This window comes from Pseudomonas putida, assembly GCF_025905425.1.
Taxonomy (GTDB): Bacteria; Pseudomonadota; Gammaproteobacteria; order Pseudomonadales; family Pseudomonadaceae; genus Aquipseudomonas; species Aquipseudomonas putida_AF.
Genome location: NZ_CP109603.1, coordinates 4,115,858 through 4,137,888, shown reverse-complemented (window position 1 = coordinate 4,137,888; position 22,031 = coordinate 4,115,858). Strand labels below are relative to the sequence as shown.

General features: G+C 63.4%; 27 protein-coding genes. 20 read left to right on the top strand and 7 right to left on the bottom strand.

All coding sequences use genetic code 11. The features are described from left to right. From gspF to gspN, 8 genes are all read left to right on the top strand, one after another. Positions 1–1,203, top strand: coding sequence for a type II secretion system inner membrane protein GspF (gspF, locus tag OGV19_RS18505; RefSeq protein WP_264310075.1), 1,203 nt, complete (start codon positions 1–3; stop codon positions 1,201–1,203). A 17-nt stretch (positions 1,204–1,220) separates the two neighbouring features. Further along, entirely contained in the window at positions 1,221–1,655 is a 435-nt protein-coding gene (gene gspG, locus OGV19_RS18500; protein WP_264310074.1) for a type II secretion system major pseudopilin GspG, read from the top strand. Positions 1,656–1,754: 99 nt separating this feature from the next. Continuing rightward, on the top strand, positions 1,755–2,228 hold the full coding sequence (gene gspH / locus OGV19_RS18495) for a type II secretion system minor pseudopilin GspH (RefSeq protein ID WP_264310073.1): 474 nt from the start codon (positions 1,755–1,757) through the stop codon (positions 2,226–2,228). Then, positions 2,225–2,593: a type II secretion system protein GspI gene (locus tag OGV19_RS18490; protein ID WP_264310072.1), complete on the top strand. Its 369-nt coding sequence runs from the start codon at positions 2,225–2,227 to the stop codon at positions 2,591–2,593. Before gspH ends, OGV19_RS18490 begins: the two co-directional genes overlap by 4 nt. Next, positions 2,590–3,180, top strand: a complete 591-nt coding sequence (locus OGV19_RS18485) for a PulJ/GspJ family protein (protein WP_264310071.1) — start codon at positions 2,590–2,592, stop codon at positions 3,178–3,180. Before OGV19_RS18490 ends, OGV19_RS18485 begins: the two co-directional genes overlap by 4 nt. Next, a complete protein-coding gene (gspL, locus tag OGV19_RS18480; RefSeq protein ID WP_264310070.1) occupies positions 3,177–4,262 on the top strand; it encodes a type II secretion system protein GspL in 1,086 nt (361 codons plus the stop codon). Before OGV19_RS18485 ends, gspL begins: the two co-directional genes overlap by 4 nt. Beyond that, positions 4,259–4,645, top strand: coding sequence for a type II secretion system protein GspM (gene gspM, locus OGV19_RS18475; protein WP_264310069.1), 387 nt, complete (start codon positions 4,259–4,261; stop codon positions 4,643–4,645). Before gspL ends, gspM begins: the two co-directional genes overlap by 4 nt. Then, positions 4,642–5,301, top strand: a complete 660-nt coding sequence (gene gspN / locus OGV19_RS18470) for a type II secretion system protein N (protein WP_264310068.1) — start codon at positions 4,642–4,644, stop codon at positions 5,299–5,301. The genes gspM and gspN overlap by 4 nt, the downstream gene beginning before the upstream one ends. A gap of 150 nt (positions 5,302–5,451) precedes the next feature. On the opposite strand, the gene OGV19_RS18465 is transcribed toward gspN, so the two are convergent. After that, a complete protein-coding gene (locus OGV19_RS18465; protein WP_264310067.1) occupies positions 5,452–6,006 on the bottom strand; it encodes a L,D-transpeptidase family protein in 555 nt (184 codons plus the stop codon). 18 nt (positions 6,007–6,024) lie between these two features. Next, positions 6,025–6,576 carry an NUDIX hydrolase gene (locus tag OGV19_RS18460; RefSeq protein WP_264310066.1) on the bottom strand — a complete coding sequence of 184 codons (552 nt, stop codon included), beginning with the start codon at positions 6,574–6,576 and terminating at the stop codon, positions 6,025–6,027. A 125-nt stretch (positions 6,577–6,701) separates the two neighbouring features. On the opposite strand from OGV19_RS18460, the gene OGV19_RS18455 reads away from it, so the two are divergent. The 5 genes from OGV19_RS18455 (at position 6,702) to purT (ending at position 9,864) form a co-directional block, all read left to right on the top strand. Continuing rightward, positions 6,702–7,301, top strand: a complete 600-nt coding sequence (locus OGV19_RS18455) for a CoA pyrophosphatase (protein WP_027595712.1) — start codon at positions 6,702–6,704, stop codon at positions 7,299–7,301. 57 nt (positions 7,302–7,358) lie between these two features. Beyond that, positions 7,359–7,883, top strand: coding sequence for a gamma carbonic anhydrase family protein (locus OGV19_RS18450; protein ID WP_264310065.1), 525 nt, complete (start codon positions 7,359–7,361; stop codon positions 7,881–7,883). Then, complete coding sequence (locus tag OGV19_RS18445) at positions 7,873–8,076, top strand: DUF1289 domain-containing protein (RefSeq protein WP_264313971.1); 204 nt, start codon at positions 7,873–7,875, stop codon at positions 8,074–8,076. The genes OGV19_RS18450 and OGV19_RS18445 overlap by 11 nt, the downstream gene beginning before the upstream one ends. Positions 8,077–8,138: 62 nt before the next feature. Next, the gene (locus OGV19_RS18440; protein ID WP_264310064.1) at positions 8,139–8,606 is read left to right on the top strand and encodes a VUT family protein; all 468 of its coding nucleotides are present in this window, start codon (positions 8,139–8,141) and stop codon (positions 8,604–8,606) included. Between the two features lie 76 nt (positions 8,607–8,682). Further along, complete coding sequence (gene purT, locus OGV19_RS18435) at positions 8,683–9,864, top strand: formate-dependent phosphoribosylglycinamide formyltransferase (protein ID WP_264310063.1); 1,182 nt, start codon at positions 8,683–8,685, stop codon at positions 9,862–9,864. Positions 9,865–10,050: 186 nt separating this feature from the next. Here the strand turns inward: purT and OGV19_RS18430 are convergent, their stop codons facing one another. From OGV19_RS18430 to OGV19_RS18415, 4 genes are all read right to left on the bottom strand, one after another. Beyond that, positions 10,051–10,986, bottom strand: a complete 936-nt coding sequence (locus tag OGV19_RS18430; RefSeq protein ID WP_264309399.1) for an IS110 family transposase — start codon at positions 10,984–10,986, stop codon at positions 10,051–10,053. 256 nt (positions 10,987–11,242) lie between these two features. Continuing rightward, a complete protein-coding gene (locus OGV19_RS18425; protein ID WP_264310062.1) occupies positions 11,243–12,544 on the bottom strand; it encodes an MFS transporter in 1,302 nt (433 codons plus the stop codon). 276 nt (positions 12,545–12,820) lie between these two features. Continuing rightward, positions 12,821–14,026, bottom strand: coding sequence for a transporter associated domain-containing protein (locus OGV19_RS18420; RefSeq protein ID WP_264310061.1), 1,206 nt, complete (start codon positions 14,024–14,026; stop codon positions 12,821–12,823). 9 nt (positions 14,027–14,035) lie between these two features. Next, the gene (locus tag OGV19_RS18415; RefSeq protein ID WP_264310060.1) at positions 14,036–14,845 is read right to left on the bottom strand and encodes a cytochrome C assembly family protein; all 810 of its coding nucleotides are present in this window, start codon (positions 14,843–14,845) and stop codon (positions 14,036–14,038) included. Positions 14,846–15,077: 232 nt separating this feature from the next. On the opposite strand from OGV19_RS18415, the gene ffh reads away from it, so the two are divergent. The 6 genes from ffh (at position 15,078) to OGV19_RS18385 (ending at position 19,164) form a co-directional block, all read left to right on the top strand. Next, positions 15,078–16,454, top strand: coding sequence for a signal recognition particle protein (ffh, locus tag OGV19_RS18410; protein ID WP_264310059.1), 1,377 nt, complete (start codon positions 15,078–15,080; stop codon positions 16,452–16,454). A gap of 258 nt (positions 16,455–16,712) precedes the next feature. Next, on the top strand, positions 16,713–16,964 hold the full coding sequence (gene rpsP, locus OGV19_RS18405; protein ID WP_008094480.1) for a 30S ribosomal protein S16: 252 nt from the start codon (positions 16,713–16,715) through the stop codon (positions 16,962–16,964). A gap of 5 nt (positions 16,965–16,969) precedes the next feature. Next, entirely contained in the window at positions 16,970–17,506 is a 537-nt protein-coding gene (rimM, locus tag OGV19_RS18400; protein WP_264310058.1) for a ribosome maturation factor RimM, read from the top strand. Positions 17,507–17,509: 3 nt separating this feature from the next. Further along, complete coding sequence (gene trmD, locus OGV19_RS18395) at positions 17,510–18,262, top strand: tRNA (guanosine(37)-N1)-methyltransferase TrmD (protein WP_008094486.1); 753 nt, start codon at positions 17,510–17,512, stop codon at positions 18,260–18,262. 42 nt (positions 18,263–18,304) lie between these two features. After that, the gene (rplS, locus tag OGV19_RS18390; protein ID WP_264310057.1) at positions 18,305–18,655 is read left to right on the top strand and encodes a 50S ribosomal protein L19; all 351 of its coding nucleotides are present in this window, start codon (positions 18,305–18,307) and stop codon (positions 18,653–18,655) included. A gap of 101 nt (positions 18,656–18,756) precedes the next feature. Then, entirely contained in the window at positions 18,757–19,164 is a 408-nt protein-coding gene (locus tag OGV19_RS18385) for an acyl-CoA thioesterase (protein ID WP_027595723.1), read from the top strand. A 3-nt stretch (positions 19,165–19,167) separates the two neighbouring features. On the opposite strand, the gene OGV19_RS18380 is transcribed toward OGV19_RS18385, so the two are convergent. After that, the gene (locus tag OGV19_RS18380; protein ID WP_264310056.1) at positions 19,168–20,994 is read right to left on the bottom strand and encodes a cation:proton antiporter; all 1,827 of its coding nucleotides are present in this window, start codon (positions 20,992–20,994) and stop codon (positions 19,168–19,170) included. Between the two features lie 68 nt (positions 20,995–21,062). Here OGV19_RS18380 and xerD point away from each other — a divergent pair, with 68 nt between their 5' ends. Then, positions 21,063–21,959: a site-specific tyrosine recombinase XerD gene (gene xerD / locus OGV19_RS18375; RefSeq protein ID WP_264310055.1), complete on the top strand. Its 897-nt coding sequence runs from the start codon at positions 21,063–21,065 to the stop codon at positions 21,957–21,959. Positions 21,960–22,031: the final 72 nt, after the last annotated feature.

Here is a 22,031-nt window from a genome sequence, read left to right as displayed (position 1 = left end):
ATGCCGACCTATCGTTATCAAGCCATCGACCTGGCCGGCAAGGCCCACAAGGCCAGCTTGCAGGCCGACAGCGAGCGCCATGCGCGCCAGCTGTTACGTGAGCAGGGCCTGTTCGCCCGCCAGTTGCAGCGCCAAGAGGCAGGTACCCGGCAACCCCGCCGCCAGCGCTTGAACCGCGCACAGCTGTGCGAACTGACCCGCCAGTTGGCGACCCTGACCGGTGCGGGCATTCCGTTGGTCGATGCCTTGGCCACCCTCGAACGGCAACTGCGCCAGCCGGCCTTGCACAGCGTGCTGGTGGCCTTGCGCGGCTCGCTCGCCGAAGGCCTGGGGCTGGCACGTAGCTTGGCGCGCCAGGGGGCGCCGTTCAGCGGCCTTTACTGTGCGCTGGTCGAAGCAGGCGAGCGGTCCGGGCGCCTGGCCCAGGTGCTCACGCGGCTGGCCGATCACCTGGAGCAGGTGCAACGGCAACAGCACAAGGCGCGTACCGCGTTGATCTACCCCTGTGTGCTGATGGGCGTGTCGCTTGCCGTGGTGATCGGCCTGATGACCTTCGTGGTGCCCAAGCTCACCGAACAGTTCGCCCACGCCGGGCAGAGCCTGCCGCTGATTACCGCATTGCTGATCGGCGTGAGCCAAGGGCTGGTACACGCTGGGCCCTGGCTGCTGGGGTTGGCGCTGGCAAGTGCGCTGCTTGCCAGCTGGCTGCTACGCAAGCCGCAGTGGTGCCTGCGACGTGACGCGTGGCTGTTGCGCCTGCCCCGTATCGGCGGCCTGTTGCAGGTGCTGGAAAGCGCGCGCTTGGCGCGCAGCCTGGCGATTCTTAGCGGCAGCGGCGTGGCCCTGCTCGAAGCCCTGCAAGTGGCCACCGAGACGGTCGCCAACCGGCGCATCCGCCTGGCCATGGAGCACGTGCGCCAGCAGGTGCAGGGCGGCACCAGCCTGCACCGTGCGCTGGATGCCTGCCAGCAGTTTCCGCCGTTGCTGGTGAACATGGTTGGCAGCGGCGAGGCCAGCGGCACCTTGGCCGACATGCTCGAACGCGTGGCCGACGACCAGGAGCGCGGTTTCGCCCGCCAGGTGGACACCGCCATGGCGCTTTTCGAACCGCTGATGATCCTGGTGATGGGCGCCGTGGTGCTGTTCATCGTACTGGCGGTGCTGCTACCGATCATGCAACTCAATCAGGGCCTGCAACTGTGAACACAAGGAGTACTTCCATGCAGCATCGACGTAACCGTCAGCGTGGCTTCACCCTCATGGAGATCATGGTGGTGATCTTCATCATCGGCCTGCTGATCGCCGTGGTCGCCCCCAGCGTGCTGGGCAACCAGGACAAGGCCATGCGGCAGAAGGTCATGGCCGACCTTGCCACCCTCGAACAGGCGCTGGACATGTACCGGCTGGATAACCTGCGGTTTCCGAGCAGCGAGCAGGGCTTGGCCGCGCTGGTGAAAAAGCCGACCCAGGAGCCATTGCCGCGTTCGTGGCGCAGCGATGGTTATGTACGCCGCTTGCCGGAAGATCCGTGGGGTACTCCCTATCAGTACCGCATGCCGGGTGAGCATGGGCGGGTGGATGTTTATTCGTTAGGCGCCGATGGTGTGCCGGGCGGTGAAGGCCAGGATGCCGACCTGGGTAACTGGGCGCTGTAAAGCATGTTAGATAAGCCTGATATGGCCCTTCGCGGGCAAGCCCGCTCCCACAGGATACATACAGGCTTGAAGACCTGTGCCGAACCTGTGGGAGCGGGCTTGCCCGCGAAGGACCGCATAGCGGTCCCAATAGCACCCGGTCATCAGCAAGGCTTCAGCCTGATCGAACTGCTGGTGGTGCTGGCCATCGCCGGGCTCATGACCGGGCTCGCCGTGGCGTCGCTCGACAGCGGCAAGGCCAGTGCCGATCAGGCCTTGCAGCGGCTGGCTGCGCACATGCACGTGCAGGCCGCCGAGGCGCGGCACGCCGGGCAGTTGCGCGGGCTGCGCTGGACCGGCCAACGCCCGGAGTTCGTGCGGCGTGAGCGCGATGGCTGGGTTGTCGAACAGGTCAGCCTGGGCGATTGGCCCAAGGGTTTGCATCCCGACTGGCCAGCCAGCCCGCAGCCGCGCCTTGTGTTCACGCCGCAGGGTTGGGCGCAGCCGGGTTCCGTGCGCTGGCGCTGGGCTGAGGGCAGTCAGCACTGGGCCTGGCGCCGTGATGGCCGCCTGCAGACGGCGGCTGTGCCATGAAACGCCAGCAGCGTGGTTTCACCCTGCTGGAAGTGACCGTTGCCCTGGCCATTGCCGCAGTGTTGGCGGTGATCACCAGCCAGGTCCTGCGCCAGCGTCTGGCGGTGCAGGACAACCTGCAGCAGCACCGCCTTGGCCTGCTCTGCGCCCGCGAGCTGCAGGCCCGTTTCACCGTCGAGCAGTACTGGCCGGCCAGCAATCAAGTGGGCGGCGAACTGAACCAGGGCGGCCAGGTGTGCCATTGGCAACTGAAACTGCGCCGCACCGGCGTGCGCGACCTGCGCAGGGGTGAACTGTTGCTGTTCGGCGACCGCGACCAGCGGCTGCCGCTTGGCCAATACAGTGTGTTTCTGGAGCGCCCATGAAGCGGCAGCAGGCAGGCCTGACCCTGATCGAACTGATGGTGGCTCTGGCCCTCACCGCGCTGCTCGGCGTCATGCTGGCAGCGTTGGTCAATGGCTGGCTGAAGGTGCGTGAGCGGTTGCAGGTGAGCAGCCAGGAAACCTCGGTGCTGGACTTTTGCCTGGCGCTGGAGCGGCGCTTCGACAGCCCGGTCCTGCGCCGTGTGTATGAGCAGCGGCTGCCCTTGGCCAGCCGTTGGTTGGACTGGCAACCGGCGAGCCGGCAACTGCTGTGGGTGGCCGCGACAGGCCTGCCGGAAGCCGAAGGCGGGTCGCGTTTGCAGCGCCAGCGCTTGCGCTTCGAGGCGCGGGAGCAACGCTTGCTGCTGGAAAGCTCGGCGGACTTGTATGCCGCCTCGGCGCCACGCTGGGTGCTGCGTGAACAGCTTGGGCGGGTGAGCGCGATGAACATTCTTTACCACCAGAGTGGCCGCTGGCTGCCTTGGCCTTCCGATCAACCCGCGCACCCCGGCCGTGGCGTGCGCCTGGAACTGCAACGTGATGGAGCACCGTATGCCTGCACCTTCGTTCTTCCCTGGGGGCGCTCATGAACGTTGACTGGCGTCGACGCTCACCGGCACGACCTTGGCTGCTGTTGCGTCCAGGCAGCCCTTGGGACTGGTTACTGGTCGGGGGCGATGGCGTGCAACGCCAGGGGCAGGGCGAACCGCCGGCGAATCTACAAGCGCGGGTGGCGTTGATCGTGCCTGCCGAGCGCTGCAGCCATTTCCAGTTGGCCGCGCCGCCAGGGCTCAAGCGTGAAGAGTGGCCGCTGCTGCTTGAAGACCGTTTGCTGCAAGGCGCGGATGAGGTGGTGTGTGGGTATCTGGGCCATGCGGCCGGGCAAGCCCGGTTACTGGCCGTGGCGCGTGAGCAGTTGGACGGCTGGCGTGGGCAATGTGCCGAGTGGGGGCTGGTGGTCGAGCGGTGCTGGGCCGAATTCCAGTTGCTGCCTGTACCCGAGCCGGGTGCAGCCTGGTGGTGGCAGAAAGAAGGTGGGGTCAGCCTACTCAAGGGGCTGAGCGAAGACGCTGCTGAGCACTGGCTGGCCTGGCCTGAGTCGATGGGCGAGGTGTTGCTCGAACCCTGGCCCCAGCTACGCAGGCTCCCCCTGGAAGGCAGGTGGCCGGCAGCATTGGCAGCGCTGGACAGCGTGCCTGGCCTGTTCGAGCAGAGGCGGCGCCGTTCGCTGGCGGGGCCGTCACGGCAGCAGTGCCAGCTTATTGCTGCATGCCTGCTGCTAGCGTGCACCTGGGGCGGCTTGTGGTTGGCCCAGCAATGGCGCCAGGCCCAGCTTTGGCAGGCCCAGGTGATTGCCGTGACAGGTGAGCAGGCGGGGCCCAGGCAGGCCGCTCAGTCGCTCAAGCGCCTGCGCGAGGCCGACCTGCAGCAGCAAGTGCGCCTGCGTCAGCTCGACGACTTACAGCAACGCTTGCACGCCTGGCTGCGTGAGCATCCCGGCTGGCGCCTGCAAGCGGTGCGCTTTGATGGCCAGCGTTGGCATGTGCGGCTGGAGGGGGAGGGCGCCGCACCACCTTGGCGCGAGATGGCCAGTGCTGTAGGGGCTCAGTTGCAGGTCAGTGGCGGCGAGTCGTCGCCAAACGTGGTGTTCGACCTGGAGGTGGCGGCATGAGCAGGGCCTGGATGCCGCGGCACCGTTTGCCGTTGGCCGTGTGCCTCATCGCGCTGCTGTCGAGCGTGCTGGTGGTGCGCGAAGGTGTGGCGCAATGGCGCGTGCTGAGCCAATGGCGGGCGCTGGCGGAAGCTGCGGTGGGTTTGCAGGGTGGCGCGACGTTGAACCTTGAGCGCCTGCGCGCGTCGGCACAGGCCCGGCGGATCGAGTTACTGGAGGTGGTCACGCAGGGCGAGGCCTGGCAAATGCGCGGTCAGGTAGGCGATGAGCAGGCCCTGCTGGATTGGGTACGCGCGCTGCAGGCCGAAGGCGCGCTGCCCTTGCAGTGGGGGTTGGAGCAAGACCCTCAGGGGATGCGCTTCGACCTGGTGCTTCGACCATGAGCCGGGGCGGCGTGGCGTGGTTGCTACTGGTGTTTGGCCTGACCTTGCTGGTGCACTTGCCGGCCAGTTGGCTGGTGCGTGGCTTTGGGTTACCGGCGGCGGGTGTGAGCGGCAGCCTGTGGCAAGGGCAGGCTGCCCAGTTGGGGCCGTTCGGGCCCTTGCAGTGGGCCGTGCAGCCTTGGCGTTTGCAGGGGCAGGGCGCGCTGGGGTTTCAGGGGCAGGCGTGGCACGTGCACGTTCACGGCTGGCCCTGGCGCTGGGCGCTAGAGGTGCGGCCAGCAGCGGCGCAGGCGACTGTGCCTGCAGCGTATCGTCTGGATGGACAGTGGCAGGGTTCGGTGCGGGTGCAGGGTTCGGGGTTGCAATGCCTGGCCAGCGATGGACGCCTCACGGTGGCGGACCTGGCATTGAGTGAGCCTTGGTCGCTGGGGTTGGGGCAAGGCTGGGTCGAGGTGCAGTGCCGAGGGGGCTGGCGCCTGCTGGGGCAGTTGCTGCAGCCAGGGCAGCATCAGCTCGATATGGATGCAGATGTGCGCGGGCGGCAGGCGCAAATCGCCATCGCGTTGCAACCCGATGCTGCCCTGACCCCGCTGCTGCGCGGCGCGCAGTGGCTGGGGCCGGAGGCAACGACAGGGCAGCGGCGGGTCAGTTGGTGATCAGGTCAGTCCGCCTTGCCGCCTTTGGCCGACTGCAACCGCGCGCCCACCTGGCGAGCGTCAGCATCAGTACGCCGCCTATGCGGATGTCAGGCGGGTTAGCATTTGAATGTGCGAAAGCTCCTACACGGTGAGTGGGTTTGTAGGACGTCAGGGACGAATCTCGATCAACGTCCCGTCCTTGACCAGTTCCCAGACTTCCTGCATGTCGCGGTTACGCATGGCGATGCAACCATCCGTCCAGTCCAGGGTATGGAAGTACCACTCCGGGTAGTCGTCGTTGATCGGCGTTCCATGGATCATGATCATGCTGCCGGCGCTCACGCCCTCGCGGGTGGCGCGGGCGGCGTCGCTGATGTTCGGGTAGTCGATGTGCATGGCCAGGTTGAAACGGTCGCTCTGCTTGCGCCAGTCCAGCCAGTAGAGGCCCTCTGGGGTTTTCTTGTCGCCTTCGCGCTCCTTGGCGCCCTTGGGCTGCTTGCCCAGGGAAATTCGGTAGGTCTTCAGCGGTTCGCCACGGCTGATCAGTTGCAGGCGGCGCTCGGACTTGATCACCAGCACCTTGTCGATGAGTGGCTGCATGGCGGCCTGCGATTGCGATTGCGCAGGCACCGGTGGTTGCGGCTTGCGAATGATGGTCTCGGTGAAGGCAGCCTGGGACACCGAGGTAACGCAAAGGCAGAAAAAGGCAAACAACCAGCGCATGAAGCAGCACCTGCAGGCTTAAGTAGTGGGCGAGACGTTCATCGGCGGCAGGTACTCATGGCCTATGGGGTAGTGCTGCCCGATGCGGTCGCGATAGTAGCATTCTAGTGTGCGTGTGACGGTGCGGAAAGCCAGCTCGCCCCACGGTATCTCATGTTCTTCGAACAGCCGCACTTCCAGGCTTTCGACGCCCACATCGAAGCGCAGGTCGGCAAGTTCGGCGCGGAAGAACACATGCACCTGGTTGATGTGCGGCAGGTCGAACAATTGGTAGAGGCTCATTGGCCCGACCTGGGCACAGGCTTCCTCGACAGTTTCACGACGGGCGGCCTGATCGAGGGTCTCGCCGTTCTCCATGAACCCGGCGGGCAGGGTCCAGTAGCCACGGCGTGGCTCGATGGCGCGGCGGCACAGCAGCACCTGGCTGCCCCAGGTCGGCAGCACCCCGGCGACGATGTTTGGGTTCTGGTAGTGGATGGTCTGGCAATACGCGCAGACATACCGCAGGCGGCTGTCGCCCTCGGGGATCTGCTGAATGACCGGCTGGCCGCACGCGCTGCAGAATTTCATGCTTAGCTTCCCTTATGACAGGGCTATCTTGGCGCGATGGCCCGGTGGCCGCAAGCGTACGGGACTTGGGTGCTTCGCGGCTTTGGTGCATCATGCAAGACAGGCCTTGGATACGAGAGTGCGCAATGCTGGACGAGCTTCTTCGCCGAATGAGCAACCATGAACCCGCATCACTGGAAACCGACCGAAGGTTTCCCGAAGCGGCGGTACTCTTGCCCATTACCCGCAGCGAAGCGCCCGAACTGGTCTTGACCCTGCGCGCCAAGGGGCTGTCGACCCACGGTGGCGAAGTGGCCTTCCCGGGTGGCCGCCGCGACCCCGAAGACCCGGACCTGGTGTTTACCGCCCTGCGCGAGGCCGAAGAAGAAATCGGCCTGCCGCCAGGGCTGGTGGAAGTGATCGGCCCGCTGAGCCCGCTGATCTCGCTGCATGGCCTGAAAGTGACGCCATTCGTCGGGCTTATTCCCGATTACGTCGAATACCGCGCCAACGATGCGGAGATCGCGGCAGTATTCACCGTGCCGCTGGAATTCTTTCGCCAAGACCCGCGTGACCACACCCACCGTATCGATTACCAGGGGCGTAGCTGGTACGTGCCCAGTTACCGTTACGGCGAATACAAGATCTGGGGGCTGTCGGCGATCATGATCGTCGAGCTGGTCAACCTGCTGTACGACGCCGGCATCAGCCTGCATCAACCCCCGGAGCGTTACATCGAAATCTGAGCGGGGCCCACCCTGCCGTCTGCTTCAAACCGCCGCCGTTTATCCTGAGGAGCGAGCATGAAATATCGCCTGGGCGACCTGCGGGTCGACAGCCATCCCACCAGTTGGATCGCACCCAACGCCACTGTGATCGGCAATGTGCGCCTGCAGGCCCGTGCCAGCGTATGGTTTGGTGCTGTATTGCGGGGTGACAACGAACTGATCGACATCGGCGAGGACAGCAATGTCCAGGACGGCACTGTGATGCACACCGACATGGGTTCGCCGTTGACCTTGGGCAAGGGGGTGACGGTCGGCCATAACGCCATGCTGCATGGTTGTACGGTCGGCGATTACAGCCTGATCGGCATCAACGCGGTGATCCTGAACGGGGCACGCATCGGCAAGCATTGCATCATCGGCGCCAACGCGCTTATCCCCGAGGGCAAGGAAATCCCCGACGGGTCGTTGGTGATGGGTTCGCCAGGCAAGGTGGTGCGCGAGTTGAGCGAGCAGCAGATGCGCATGATCGAGGCCGGCGCCGCGCACTATGTGCACAATGCCCAGCGTTATGCGCGTGACCTGGTGGTGGATGATGAGTGAGGCGGTCAAGGTCGAGCGCCCGGTGGCGTCGCCGTGTGTGAGCATCTGCGCGCTGGACGAGCAGGATATCTGCACGGGTTGCCAGCGCACGGTGGCCGAGATTGGCCGCTGGGGGCGGATGGATAACACTGAACGCCGCGCGGTGTTGAAGCTGTGCCATGAACGGGCAGTGGCTGCCGGCATGATTTTGTAGGAGCGGCTGCCGCTGACCCCAAAATCAAGTAACCTGTGCGGCTTGTCTGACGGTTACTGCTCATGTTCTTTCTCATCGCCTATATCAGCAGCGTAGTGCTGATCAACTACGCCTTTTCCAGTGCCCCACACCTGGACATCATCTGGTCCGCCTGGGGCGGCCTGGTGTTCATCCTGCGCGACATGGTCCAGACCCGCTTCGGGCATGGCGCCCTGATCGCCATGCTGGTGGCCCTGGTGCTGTCATACGTCACCTCGGAACCGGCCATCGCACTGGCTAGCGCCACCGCCTTCTTTATCTCCGAACTGATCGACTGGCTGGTGTTCAGTGTCACACGCCGGCCCCTGCGTGACCGCCTGTGGCTGAGCTCGGCGCTGAGCATTCCGGTCGATACCTTCATTTTCTTCGGCATGATCGGTGCCCTGACCCCAGCTGTGATCGGCACGGCGATGGCCTCGAAGTTCGCCGGCGTCACCGCGGTGTGGCTGGCCATGGCATTTCGCGCCCGGCGGGCTGCTGCGGTCGGTTGATGGTGTAGAATACGGGTCCTTTTTCAGCGGGCGGCGCTTAGCCTGGCGCAGCCCCGGACGCCTTCGAGGACCTGAAATGACCCGTATCGGAACCCCATTGTCGCCCACCGCCACCCGTGTACTGCTCTGCGGCTGCGGTGAGTTGGGCAAGGAAGTGGTGATCGAGCTGCAGCGCCTGGGCGTCGAAGTGATCGCCGTGGACCGCTACGCCAATGCCCCGGCCATGCAGGTGGCGCACCGCAGCCATGTGGTCAACATGCTCGATGGCGTCGCCCTGCGCGCAGTGATCGAGGCCGAGAAGCCGCATTACATCGTCCCTGAAATCGAAGCCATTGCCACCGCGACCCTGGTCGAGCTGGAAAACGAAGGCTTCACCGTAGTGCCCACCGCCCGTGCCACCCAGCTGACCATGAACCGTGAAGGCATCCGTCGTCTGGCCGCCGAAGAACTGGACCTGCCGACCTCGCCGTATCATTTCGCCGACACCTATGAAGACTACGCCAAGGCCGTGGCCGACGTCGGCTACCCGTGCGTGGTCAAGCCGGTGATGAGCTCGTCGGGCAAAGGCCAGAGCCTGCTGCGCAGCGATGCCGACCTGCAGAAGTCCTGGGACTACGCCCAGGAAGGCGGCCGCGCCGGCAAGGGCCGAGTGATCATCGAAGGCTTCATCGATTTCGACTACGAAATCACCCTGCTGACCGTGCGTCACGTCGGTGGCACCACTTTCCTGGAGCCAGTCGGCCATCGTCAGGAGAAAGGTGATTATCAGGAGTCATGGCAGCCTCAGGCCATGAGCCCCAAGGCCTTGGCCGAGTCGCAGCGAGTGGCCAAGGCGGTCACCGATGCCTTGGGCGGTCGCGGTCTGTTCGGGGTGGAGCTGTTCGTTAAAGGCGATCAGGTGTGGTTCAGCGAAGTTTCGCCGCGCCCGCACGATACCGGCCTGGTGACGTTGATCTCCCAGGACCTGTCGCAGTTCGCCTTGCATGCCCGCGCTATTCTTGGCCTGCCGATCCCTGTGGTGCGTCAGTTTGGGCCGTCGGCGTCGGCGGTGATTCTGCCGGAAGGCCAGTCGCAACAGACCAGCTTCGCTAACCTGGGGGCCGCGCTGAGCGAGCCGGACACGGCCATTCGTCTGTTCGGCAAGCCGGAAATCAACGGTACCCGTCGCATGGGCGTATGCCTGGCGCGTGATGAGTCGATCGAAGCGGCGCGGGCCAAGGCGACCCGGGCTTCGCAGGCGGTCAAAGTCGAGTTTTGATCTGATTGTGTAAGGGGCTGCTGTGCAGCCCATTCGCGGGGCAAGCCCGCTCCCACAGGAAAGACCGTACCCTCGGGTTCAGCGCTGTGGGAGCAACTGTCTTCTTGTGGAAGCTGGCCTTGCCGGCGATGGGGCGCGTAGCGCCCCAGGCCCGGCTGTGCCGGGCATCGCCAGCAAGGCTTGCTCCTACGAATGAGCTATTTGCTCCTTCCAGGGCGTTCCGGTCTTGAGCATCGCATTTAGCCTCACTATCAATACTCGCATACACGCCACCACCGATACTTTCGCGCACTTCCCCTGGGCTCGCAGTGCTTTGTAGCGCTCGCAGAAGTCCTTGTTGTGCCGTATCACCACCCAGCAGGCCATATAGAGCGCCCGCCTGACTTGTGAGCGCCCCCCCCAGATTGAACGCTTGCCCGACTGCTTGCCGCTGTCCTGGTTGAACGGCGCAACACCGACCAAGGCGGCAATTTCCTTCTTATCCACCTGGCCCAGCTCTGGCAGCAAGGCCATCAGCTTTCCGGCAGTAATCAGACCAATTCCTTTGACTTGAGTGAGCTGTTTAACCCGGTCATCAGGCAAAGCTGCTGCCTGCTGTGCGATCTCTTGTTCCAGCGCTCGAATTTCACCCTTCAGATAGGCGATGTGTTGTTCCAACCGCAAACAAACACTGGGAGCCCGCGCCTGCTTCAGGCGCCGCTTGTCATCGTCGCGCTGTTGGACGAAGCGATCCCGCTGCATAAGCAGTTCGCGCAGCAAGGCCCGCTCGGGTGTCATCACCTGGCAAGGCCGTGGGGGCATAACTTCAGCCAGGTGAGCCAAAACAGCTGCGTCAATGGGATCGGTCTTGGCGCGTTTACCCATCGACTTGGCAAAGTCCCGGGCACGACTGGGATTGATCCGGCAAACCGGAAAATCGGCATCCTGCAGCGCTTTGAGGACATTGCACTCGTAGCCACCGGTAGCTTCGAGCAAGACCATTGAAACTGCATACCCGCCAAGCTTTTCGACGAGCAGTTGGAATCCCTTCAAGTCATTGGAAACACTGAAGTTCACCCCCTCAGGGCGGATGTGAACAGCAAGTGTGGCACTGGAAACATCGATGCCGACAGAGGAAGACATGGCCAAACCCTCTTAAACTCAAGGAGTGAGAGCGCTTTGGCTTGGCCCACGCTTGTGATTCGAGATTACGCCCCTCATCCAACTGTTCGGGCTCTCGCCAAAGTGGAACGGTGAATGGCAGCTTTTGCTCCCACACGTGCTCTGGGCACCTCGGGCTATCAGCTTGCCATTCACCGCTCTCACTTCAGATTCTATTCCCTCTCCAAGACACAAGCGGGCTTGCCCCGCGAATGGGCCGCAAAGCGGCCCCAGAGTCTCACAGCTCTGTATTGCGGGTCTCTTTCAAGCACAGCACCGCAATCAAACTGATCACCGCCGCCACCGACACATACCCGCCCACCCAGCTCAAGCCGCCCATGCTCACCAGCTTCTGAGCAAAGAACGGCGCCGCTGAAGCCCCCACGATTCCCCCCAGGTTGTACGCCGCCGACGCACCGGTGTAGCGCACGTGTGTGGGGAACAACTCGGGCAGCAACGCGCCCATCGGGGCGAAGGTCACACCCATCAGGAACAGCTCGATGGCCAGGAACAGCGCCACGCCCGTGGTCGAGCCCGAGGTCAGCAGCGGCTCCATGGTAAAGCCCGACGCCACGGCCAGCAGGCCGCCGACGATCAGCACCGGCTTGCGCCCGTATCGGTCGCTGAGCCAGGCCGACAGAGGTGTGGCCAGGGCCATGAACACCACCGCGAAGCACAGCAGGCCGAGGAACGTTTCCCGGCTGTAGCCCAGGGTGGTCACGCCGTAGCTCAGCGAGAACACTGTCGAGATGTAGAACAGGGCGTAGCACACCACCATCGCCGCGGCGCCCAGCAGGGTGGGCATCCAGTATTTGGAGAACAGGTCGACCACCGGCATCTTCACGCGCTCATGGCGGGCGATGGCCTTGGCGAATACCGGGCTTTCCTCAAGCTTGAGGCGCACATACAGGCCGACCAGTACCAGTGCGGCGCTGAGCAGGAACGGGATGCGCCAGCCCCACTCACGGAACTGCTCGTCGCTGAGCACCAGGGCCAGGGTCAGGAACAGGCCATTGGCCGTCAGGAAGCCGATCGAGGGGCCCAGTTGCGGGAACATGCCAAACCAGGCGCGCTTGCCCGGCGGTGCGTTCTCGGTGGCCAGTAGCGCCGCACCGCCCCATTCGCCACCCAGGCCCAGGCCTTGGCCGAAGCGCAGCAGGCAGAGAATGATCGGCGCCCAGACGCCAATGCTGTCATAGCCGGGCAGCACGCCGATGGCCGTGGTGGAGACGCCCATCAGTAGCAGCGACGCCACCAGGGTCGATTTACGGCCGATGCGGTCGCCAAAATGGCCGAACAGCGCTGAGCCCAGCGGGCGGGCGAGGAAGGCGATACCGAACGTCAGAAAGGCCGCAAGCATTTGCGCGGTGCCCGACCCGGACGGGAAGAACACCGGGCCGATCACCAGCGCGGCGGCAGTGGCGTAAACGTAGAAGTCGTAGAACTCGATGGCCGTGCCGATGAAGCTGGCGGTGGCCACCCGCGCGGGCGAGTTGACCGGCGCGGCAGGCGCTTGGGCATAGGTGCTGCTGGTGGTCATTAATTAGGTCCCTAACAGTCTGGTCGTGCTCCATGGGCTTGATCCGCGACTGCGCGCGCCATCCAAGGGCAGGCACGGTTGCGCGGACGCCGGAGCGTATTGTTCTTTTGCTCGCCCGACTGACGATAGCCCAAGGGGGATAGGGGCGGGGGCGGGCACTGTTCGGGGTGTTGAAGCAGGACCGCGGGGCGTGTCAGTGGAGCGGACTGGCCGTGTGGCGCCGGGTGCGGGTAGCAGGCGGGACGGCGGGGCTGGGTAAGCGTGACCCGAGTATAGCTATCGGGTCACGGTCCACACCAGTACCTTGCTGGCGCAATTGTCCTCTGTTTCGAGGATTTCCAGGCGATATCGGCCGATCTTCAGGCAAACAGCGCTTTCCGGGATGCTTTCCAGCGCTTCGGTGACCAGCCCGTTGAGGGTCTTCGGCCCGCCATCGCAAGGCAGGTGCCAGCCCAGGGTGCGGTTGATCTCGCGCAGCGAGGCGGTGCCTTCGATGACGAAGGTGCCGTCGCCCTGGGGGTGTACGTGCGGGTTGTCCAGCCCCTGTTCGTCTTCGAATTCGCCGACGATTTCTTCGAGGATGTCTTCCAGTGTGACGATACCCAGCACTTCGCCGTATTCGTCCACCACCACGCCCAGGCGCCGTTGCTGCTTGTGAAAGTTCAGCAACTGCAACTGCAGGGGCGTGCTTTCTGGGACGAAATAGGGTTCGTAACAGGCGCCGTGGAGATTCTCCAGGGTCAACTCTGCCTTGGGCAGCAGGTGGCTGATCAGTTTGGTGTTGAGGATCGCTTCAACCTGGTTGATATCGTTGTGATAGACCGGCAGGCGCGTGTGGCGGCTGACGATCAGCTGCTCAATGATGCGTTCGATCGGGTCATCCAGGTTGATGCCATCGACTTCGTTGCGCGGCACCAGGATGTCGTTGACGGTGATTTTGTCCAGCGACTGCAAGCCGTCGAGCAGGCCATGGCGTGCAGGCTCGTGCTCCTCGTCTTCGTCGAAGTCGTCATCCTGCTCCGGGTGCAGGGCCACCGCCGTAGGTTGTGCGCGGAACGGGCGCAGAATCAGCTTGGCGCAACCGTCGAGCAGGCAGGCCAGTGGCTGCAACAGGGCAAGGGGCACCTTGAGCAGGCTGGCACCCAGGCTGACGAACGCCTGCGGGTTGCGCCGCGCCAGGCGTCGCGGCAGGAACTCGGCAAACACCAGCAAGGCCAGGGTGGCACCCAGGCCGGCCAGCCAGAAGCCGTGTTCGCCGCTGTAGCGCTGGCCGATCAGGCAGGCAAGGCCCAGCACCAGCAGCTTGCCCAGGCTGGCGCACAGCACCAGCGCCTGGGCGGGCAGGGGGGCTTGCCCGTCATCGCCAGAGCGCAACGAACCGTTGAGCTGCAGGCGGGCGGCATCCACGGCGCTGAAAAGCGCCGACCAGAGCAGTGCCAGTGCCAGAGTGCCGAGTAGCGGTGCGTACGGCAGGGTGTCCATGGGCGGCCGTCAGATATGCAAGATGAATTCGCGAACCAGCTTGCTGCCGAAATAGGCCAGCATCAGCAGGCAGAAACCGGCCAGCGTCCAGCGGATCGCCTTGTGGCCACGCCAGCCCAGGCGGGTGCGGCCCCACAGCAGAACACTGAACACCACCCAGGCGACGCAGGCCAGCAAGGTCTTGTGCACCAGGTGCTGGGCGAACAGGTTGTCGAGGAACAGCCAGCCAGAAATCAGGGACAGCGACAGCAGGCACCAACCGGCCCAGAGAAAGCCGAACAGCAGACTTTCCATGGTTTGCAGCGGTGGGAAATTGCGGATCAAGCCGGACGGGTGCTTGTTTTTCAGCTGACGGTCCTGCAGCAACAGCAGCAGCGACTGGAACACGGCAATGGTGAACAGGCCGTAGGCGAGGATCGACAGCAGGATATGCGCAAGGATGCCGGGTTCTTCGTTGACCAGCGGCACGGTACCGGGGGGCGCGAACTGGGCCAGCAACGCGGTGACCGCGCCCAGCGGGAACAGCAGCACCAGCAGGTTTTCTACCGGGATGCGCAGGCAGGCCAGCAGCGTCAGGGTAATGACCGCAACGGCGATCAGGCTGGCGGCGCTGAAAAAGTCCAGGCTCAGGCCCAGCGGGGTGATCAGCTGGAAGAACAGGGCACCGCCCTGGACGATCACCGCGAGGGCGCCGAGCAGGCCGAGCAAGCGTTTGTCGGCTTTGCGGCCCTGGGCCAGGTGCGAACCCTGGTAGAGGGTCGCGGCTATATAAAGGCCGGCGGCGATCAGGTTGGGGATGAGGCTGGGTGAGGAGAACATAAGTCCTGGTTGGCGAGCCTTAAAGAGACGGAGTTTGGCATAGATCGCGCTGCTCTAGGAAGACTGCGGGACAGTACCTGCGAAGCGGCGGGTTTGGTCACCGACTATCCACCAAGGTGTGCGCCGTCGCTGCACTTCGCTATAATCGCCGCCTTGCTGTGCCCAGGGTGTGTACATTTCCCCCTTGGGCGCCTGACAAACCTCGGCTTTTACTGGGCCTGAAAGGATCACCATGTTCGAAAACCTGACCGACCGCCTGTCACAGACGCTGCGCCATGTCACCGGCAAGGCCAAGCTGACTGAAGACAACATCAAGGACACGCTGCGCGAAGTGCGCATGGCGTTGCTCGAGGCCGACGTTGCCTTGCCGGTGGTCAAGGATTTCGTCAACAGCGTCAAGGAACGTGCAGTCGGTACCGAGGTGTCGCGCAGCCTGACACCAGGCCAGGCCTTCGTGAAGATCGTCCAGGCCGAGCTCGAAAGCCTGATGGGCGCGGCCAACGAAGACCTCGCACTGAATGCCGCACCACCTGCCGTGGTGCTGATGGCTGGCTTGCAGGGCGCGGGCAAGACCACCACCGCTGGCAAGCTCGCGCGCTTCCTCAAGGAGCGCAAGAAGAAGAGCGTGATGGTGGTGTCGGCCGACGTCTACCGCCCGGCGGCGATCAAGCAGCTGGAAACCCTGGCCAACGACATTGGCGTGACCTTCTTCCCGTCCGACATCAGCCAGAAGCCGGTCGCCATCGCTGAAGCGGCGATTCGCGAAGCCAAGCTCAAGTTCATCGACGTGGTCATCGTCGACACCGCCGGCCGTCTGCACATCGACACCGACATGATGGCCGAGATCAAGGCGCTGCATGCCGCGGTCAAGCCGGTCGAGACCCTGTTCGTGGTCGACGCCATGACCGGCCAGGACGCCGCCAACACCGCCAAGGCCTTCGGTGAAGCCCTGCCGCTGACCGGTGTGGTGCTGACCAAGGTCGACGGTGATGCCCGTGGTGGTGCGGCCCTGTCGGTACGCGCCATTACCGGCAAGCCGATCAAGTTCATCGGTATGGGTGAGAAGACCGAGGCCCTCGAGCCGTTCCACCCCGACCGCGTCGCCTCGCGCATCCTCGGCATGGGCGACGTGCTCAGCCTGATCGAGCAGGCCGAGCAGACCATCGACAAGGCCAAGGCCGACAAGCTGGCCAAGAAGCTGAAGAAGGGCAAGGGCTTCGACCTCGAAGACTTCCGCGACCAGCTGCAACAGATGAAGAACATGGGCGGCCTGGGTGGCCTGATGGACAAGCTGCCGAGCATCGGCGGGGTCAACCTGTCGCAGATGGGCAATGCCCAGGGCGCGGCCGAAAAGCAGTTCAAGCAGATGGAGGCGATCATCAACTCCATGACCCCGGCCGAGCGCCGTGACCCAGAGCTGCTCAGCGGTTCGCGCAAGCGCCGCATCGCCATTGGCTCCGGCACCCAGGTGCAGGACGTCGGCCGGCTGATCAAGCAGCACAAGCAAATGCAGAAGATGATGAAAAAATTCTCTGCCAAAGGCGGCATGGCCAAGATGATGCGCGGCCTTGGCGGCATGATGCCAGGCGGCGGCATGCCGAAGCTGTAATCCCTATTCCGAGCGCTTGTCTTTTATCGGATAGGCGCTCAGAACCCCCGCCTAGGCGGGGAGCGGCCACGAAAACCGTGGCTTAACCGGCAGATCTGGACGGCATGGCGAGGCCTTGCCGAAAAAGTCATTTGCAAATGTCCGTGTATTCCCCGAGAATATGCGGCCTTTTGGGCACGCATGTGCCTATTTGGCTTTCAGATTTGCAGCACCGACTGCAGTACCAACTGCAGCACCGACTATAGGAACGATGTTCACATGGTAACCATTCGTCTGGCCCGTGGCGGCTCGAAAAAGCGCCCTTTCTACCACCTGACCGTGACCAACTCGCGTAACGCCCGTGACGGCCGTTTCGTTGAGCGCGTTGGCTTCTTCAACCCGATCGCATCGGGCGCCGAAGTCAAGCTGTCGGTCAACCAAGAACGCGTCACCTACTGGCTGAGCCAGGGCGCGCAGCCGTCTGAGCGTGTTGCTCAGCTGCTGAAGGACGCTGCCAAGGCCGCTGCCTAAGATATATGAACGCGACGCCAGAAAAGGCTGACGACCTCATCGTCGTTGGCAAGATTTTTTCGGTTCACGGCGTTCGCGGCGAGGTGAAGGTGTATTCCTTTACCGATCCGATTGAAAACCTGTTGGATTATCCACGCTGGACGCTCAAGCACGAAGGCAAGGTAAAACAGGTAGAGCTGGTCAGCGGTCGTGGCTCCCAAAAGGGCCTGGTCGTGAAACTGAAAGGCCTCGATGATCGTGATGAAGCCCGTCTTCTGAGTGGTTACGAGATCTGCATACCGCGGAGCCTTTTGCCCAACCTGCCCGTCGACGAGTACTACTGGTACCAGTTGCAGGGTTTGAAGGTCATCAACCAGGACGAACAACTGTTCGGCAAGGTCGATCACCTGTTGGAGACCGGTGCGAACGATGTAATGGTGGTCAAGCCGTGCGCAGGCAGCCTGGATGATCGCGAGCGTCTGTTGCCCTATACGGAGCAATGTGTGCTGGCAATCGACCTGGAAGCAGGCGTGATGCGGGTTGAATGGGACGCGGACTTCTAAACGATGGGTAACCTTCGCGTAGACGTCATCACGTTGTTCCCCGAGATGTTCTCGGCCATCACGGAGTACGGCATTACCAGCCGCGCGGTGAAACAGGGGTTGCTTCAGGTGACCTGCTGGAATCCGCGGGACTACACCACAGATCGCCACCATACCGTGGATGATCGGCCGTTTGGCGGTGGTCCGGGCATGGTGATGAAAATCAAGCCTCTGGAAGACGCCCTGGTTAGCGCCAGGCAAGCGACCGGAGCATCGGCAAAGGTGATCTACCTTTCGCCGCAAGGCCGCAAGCTGACTCAGCAGGCGGTCAAAGGCCTGGCCGAACAGGAGTCGTTGATCCTGATCGCCGGTCGTTATGAAGGCATCGACGAGCGCTTTATCGAGGCTCATGTCGATGAGGAGTGGTCGATTGGCGACTATGTGCTTTCCGGTGGCGAGCTGCCGGCCATGGTACTGATCGATGCGGTTACGCGGCTGCTGCCCGGAGCTTTAGGGCATGTGGACTCGGCGGAGGAAGATTCTTTCACCGACGGTCTGCTCGATTGCCCGCACTACACCCGACCTGAGGTGTATGCGGATCAGCGTGTTCCCGACGTGTTGCTAAGTGGCAACCATGCACATATCCGGCGTTGGAGGATGAAGCAGTCCCTTGGTAGGACCTTCGAACGACGCGCCGATCTTCTGGAAAGTCGCTCGCTTTCTGGAGAAGAGAAGAAGCTGCTCGAGGAATATCTCCGCGAGCGGGACGATAGTTAAACGTATCGATGGTGGATCACGTATCCATCTTAGGAGCACAGCATGACCAACAAGATCATCCAGCAGCTCGAAGCCGAGCAGATGAGCAAGGAAATCCCAACCTTCGCACCGGGCGACACCGTTATCGTCCAGGTTAAAGTGAAGGAAGGTGAGCGTTCCCGTCTGCAGGCGTTCGAAGGCGTCGTTATCGCCAAGCGTAACCGCGGTCTGAACAGCGCCTTCACCGTGCGCAAAATCTCCAGCGGCGTTGGCGTAGAGCGTACCTTCCAGACCTACAGCCCGCAGATCGACAGCCTGGCCGTGAAACGTCGTGGTGACGTGCGTAAAGCCAAGCTGTACTACCTGCGCGACCTGTCCGGCAAAGCCGCTCGCATCAAGGAAAAACTGTCCTGAGTGCAGTTTGACCGGTGGCCCAGGCCGCCTTGCGAGAAAAAAAGCAGCCTTCGGGCTGCTTTTTTGCGTTTTGAAACCCAAGCAAAGCGATGTGACCAGACATGACAACCCGAGACCAGGAAATCCAGCGCCGCACCGAACTGTCGGTAACCCGCGTGACCAAGGCGGTGTTCCCCAACACCACCAACCACCACAACACCCTGTTTGGCGGCACCGCGCTGGCCTGGATGGACGAAGTGTCGTTCATCGCTGCCACGCGTTTCTGCCGGTTGCCACTGGTGACCGTGTCTACCGACCGAATCGACTTCAAGCACCCGATCCCGGCAGGCTCGATCGTCGAGCTGGTGGGTACGGTGATCAAGGTGGGCAACACCAGCTTGCAGGTGCAGGTGGATGTGTTCGTCGAGAACATGTACCTGGATGGCCGTGAACGGGCGATCCATGGCGTGTTCAGCTTTGTCGCCATCGACGAAGACAAGCGCCCGGTGCCGGTGCTGCCTGCAGCCTGAGTTTCACCCCTGCGAGGTGACCGTGTCCGTGACCGGTGCTGGTTCGATCAACGCCACCAAGGTCCAGCCGGGTTGCGGGGTGAGCGGGATGTCAGGGCTCGATACATGCACCCAGCCATGGCTGTCACGGGCGAACAGCAGGTGCGCGCGCTCGCCATGCAGCGCCTGGTAGTTCTCCCAGTCAAAGCCCTCAGTCAGGTTTGTGCTGTAAAGCTCGGCGCCGTGGTGTAGGCGGCCGGCCAGTTGCTGATAGGTCATCGGGCTTGCTCCCAGCAATTGGCCACGGTGCTCCTCGCTGGCGCGATGCTTGTCGCTACGCTGCTTCTCCAGGCCGCTGGCCAGCACGTACAGCCGGCCGTGACCGAAATCATGGCGAAAGCGGGCACAGGCCAGCGCATTGATCTCGCCGGCTGGGGATAGCCCCAGCAAATGACCGAGGCCGACCAGATCCAGGTGTGCATCGGCATGCTGCGACGCCGGGTTGCCAAAATAGGTCGGCAGCCCGTCCATGCGCGCGGCGCGGATGTTTTCCCAGCTCGAATCGGTCAGCAACACCCGGCAACCCAATTGCTGCAGGGCTTTGCCTAGGGTGCGAGCAGGCCCATTGGCACCGACGATGAGAAAGCCGCTGGGCGCGGGCTCCGCTACCTTGAGCAGGCGCGCCAGGGGCCTGGCCGTGGCGCTCTGCAGCACCACAGTGCCAATGATCACGGCGAAGGTCAGCGGCACCAGCAGCAACGCATCCTGGTGGCCAGCCTCATGCAGCCGGATGGCGAAGATCGCTGAAACGGCTGCGGCGACGATGCCGCGGGGGGCGATCCAGGCCAGCAGGGCCCGTTCGCGCCAGTTGAGTGAGGAACCCAGCGTTGACAGAAACACATTAAGCGGCCGCGCCAGCAACTGGATCACCAGCAGCAGTGCCAGTACGGCCGGGCCCAGGCCGAGCAAGGCATGCAGGTCGAGGCGTGCGGCCAGCAGGATGAACAGGCCAGAGATCAGCAAGACGCTGAGGTTTTCCTTGAAATGCAGGATCTGCCGCACATCGACCCCGCGCATGTTGGCCAGCCACATGCCCATTACCGTCACTGCCAGCAACCCCGACTCGTGGACGATCTGGTTGGCAGCGATGAAGATGCCCAATACGGCTGCCAGCGAAGCCAGGTTGTGCAGGTACTCCGGTAGCCACTGCTCACGCATGATCTGCCCCAGCAACCAGCCCCCGGCGGCGCCCAGGGCACTGCCGCAGAAGATCACCCCGGCAAAGGTGCTCAGGCTCTGGCTCAGGCCGTTGCCATCGGCACTGGCGATGATGAAGCTGTAGACCACCACGGCCAGCAGGGCGCCAATCGGGTCGATGACAATGCCTTCCCAGCGCAGGATATTGGCGATCGTTGCCTTTGGGCGCACCACGCGCAGCATGGGCACGATCACCGTCGGGCCGGTCACCAGCGTCAAGGTGCCGAAGAGGATTGCCAGCGGCCAGTCAAAACTCAGCAGCCAGTGAGTCGCCAGCGCGATCACCAACCAGGTCGACAGCGCACCGAGGGTGACCAGTCGGTGCACCACGCTGCCGATTTCGCGCCACTGCGATAGGTGCAGGGTCAGGCTGCCCTCGAACAGGATCAGCGCCACTGCCAGCGATACCAGCGGCATGAGCAGCGGGCCGAACAGGGCTTGCGGGTCGAGCCAGCCGAGCAGTGGCCCGACGGTGATGCCGGTCAGCAGCAGAAAGAGGATTGCCGGAAGCTTCAGGCGCCAGGCCAGCCACTGGCAGGCGAGGGCGGCGGCACCGATGCCGCCAACGCTGAGAAGGATCTGCTGTTCGTTCATGCGGGCTCCCTATGCCAGCGTTGTTATGAAAGACTAAGCATCATTTCGTCGTTTGCCACCGAGTTTTCATGCCTGCCCTTGACCACCCCTTGATCGACCAATTTCTTGATGCCCTGTGGCTGGAAAAAGGCCTGTCCGATAACACGCGTGTTTCTTACCGCAGCGACCTGGCGCTGTTCAACGGCTGGCTGCAGGAGCAGGGCGTGGCCTTGCCCGACGCGGGGCGCGAGTTGATCCTCGATCACCTGGCCTGGCGCCTCGACCAAGCCTACAAACCGCGTTCCACTGCGCGCTTTCTCTCTGGTTTGCGTGGTTTCTTTCGCTACCTGCTGCGGGAAAAGATGATCGCTGTCGACCCGACGTTGCAGGTGGAAATGCCTCAACTGGGACGGCCTTTGCCCAAATCCCTGTCGGAAGCCGACGTCGAGGCACTGCTGCTGGCCCCGGACCTTGGCGAAGCCATCGGCCAGCGCGACCGCGCCATGCTCGAAGTCCTGTACGCCTGTGGTCTGCGCGTCACCGAGCTGGTCAGCCTGACGCTGGACCAGGTCAACCTGCGCCAGGGCGTGCTGCGGGTGATGGGCAAGGGCAGCAAGGAGCGCCTGGTGCCGATGGGGGAGGAAGCCGTGGTGTGGCTGGAGCGCTACCTGCGCGATGGCCGCCCCGAGCTGCTGAACGGGCGCCCGAGCGACGTACTGTTCCCCAGCCTGCGCGGCGAACAGATGACCCGCCAGACCTTCTGGCACCGTATCAAGCATCAGGCACAGGTGGCCGGGATCGACAAATCACTGTCGCCGCACACCCTGCGCCACGCCTTCGCGACTCATCTGCTCAACCACGGCGCCGACCTGCGCGTGGTGCAAATGCTGCTGGGCCACAGCGATTTGTCGACCACGCAGATCTACACCCATGTGGCCAAGGCCCGTCTGCAACAGCTGCACGCCCAGCATCACCCGCGTGGATGAATGATTTTCATGTTCCGCCGACCGGTACTCGCAGACCCCTTCACGGCTAGCGTGTTGTGGTAGGCTTGGGCG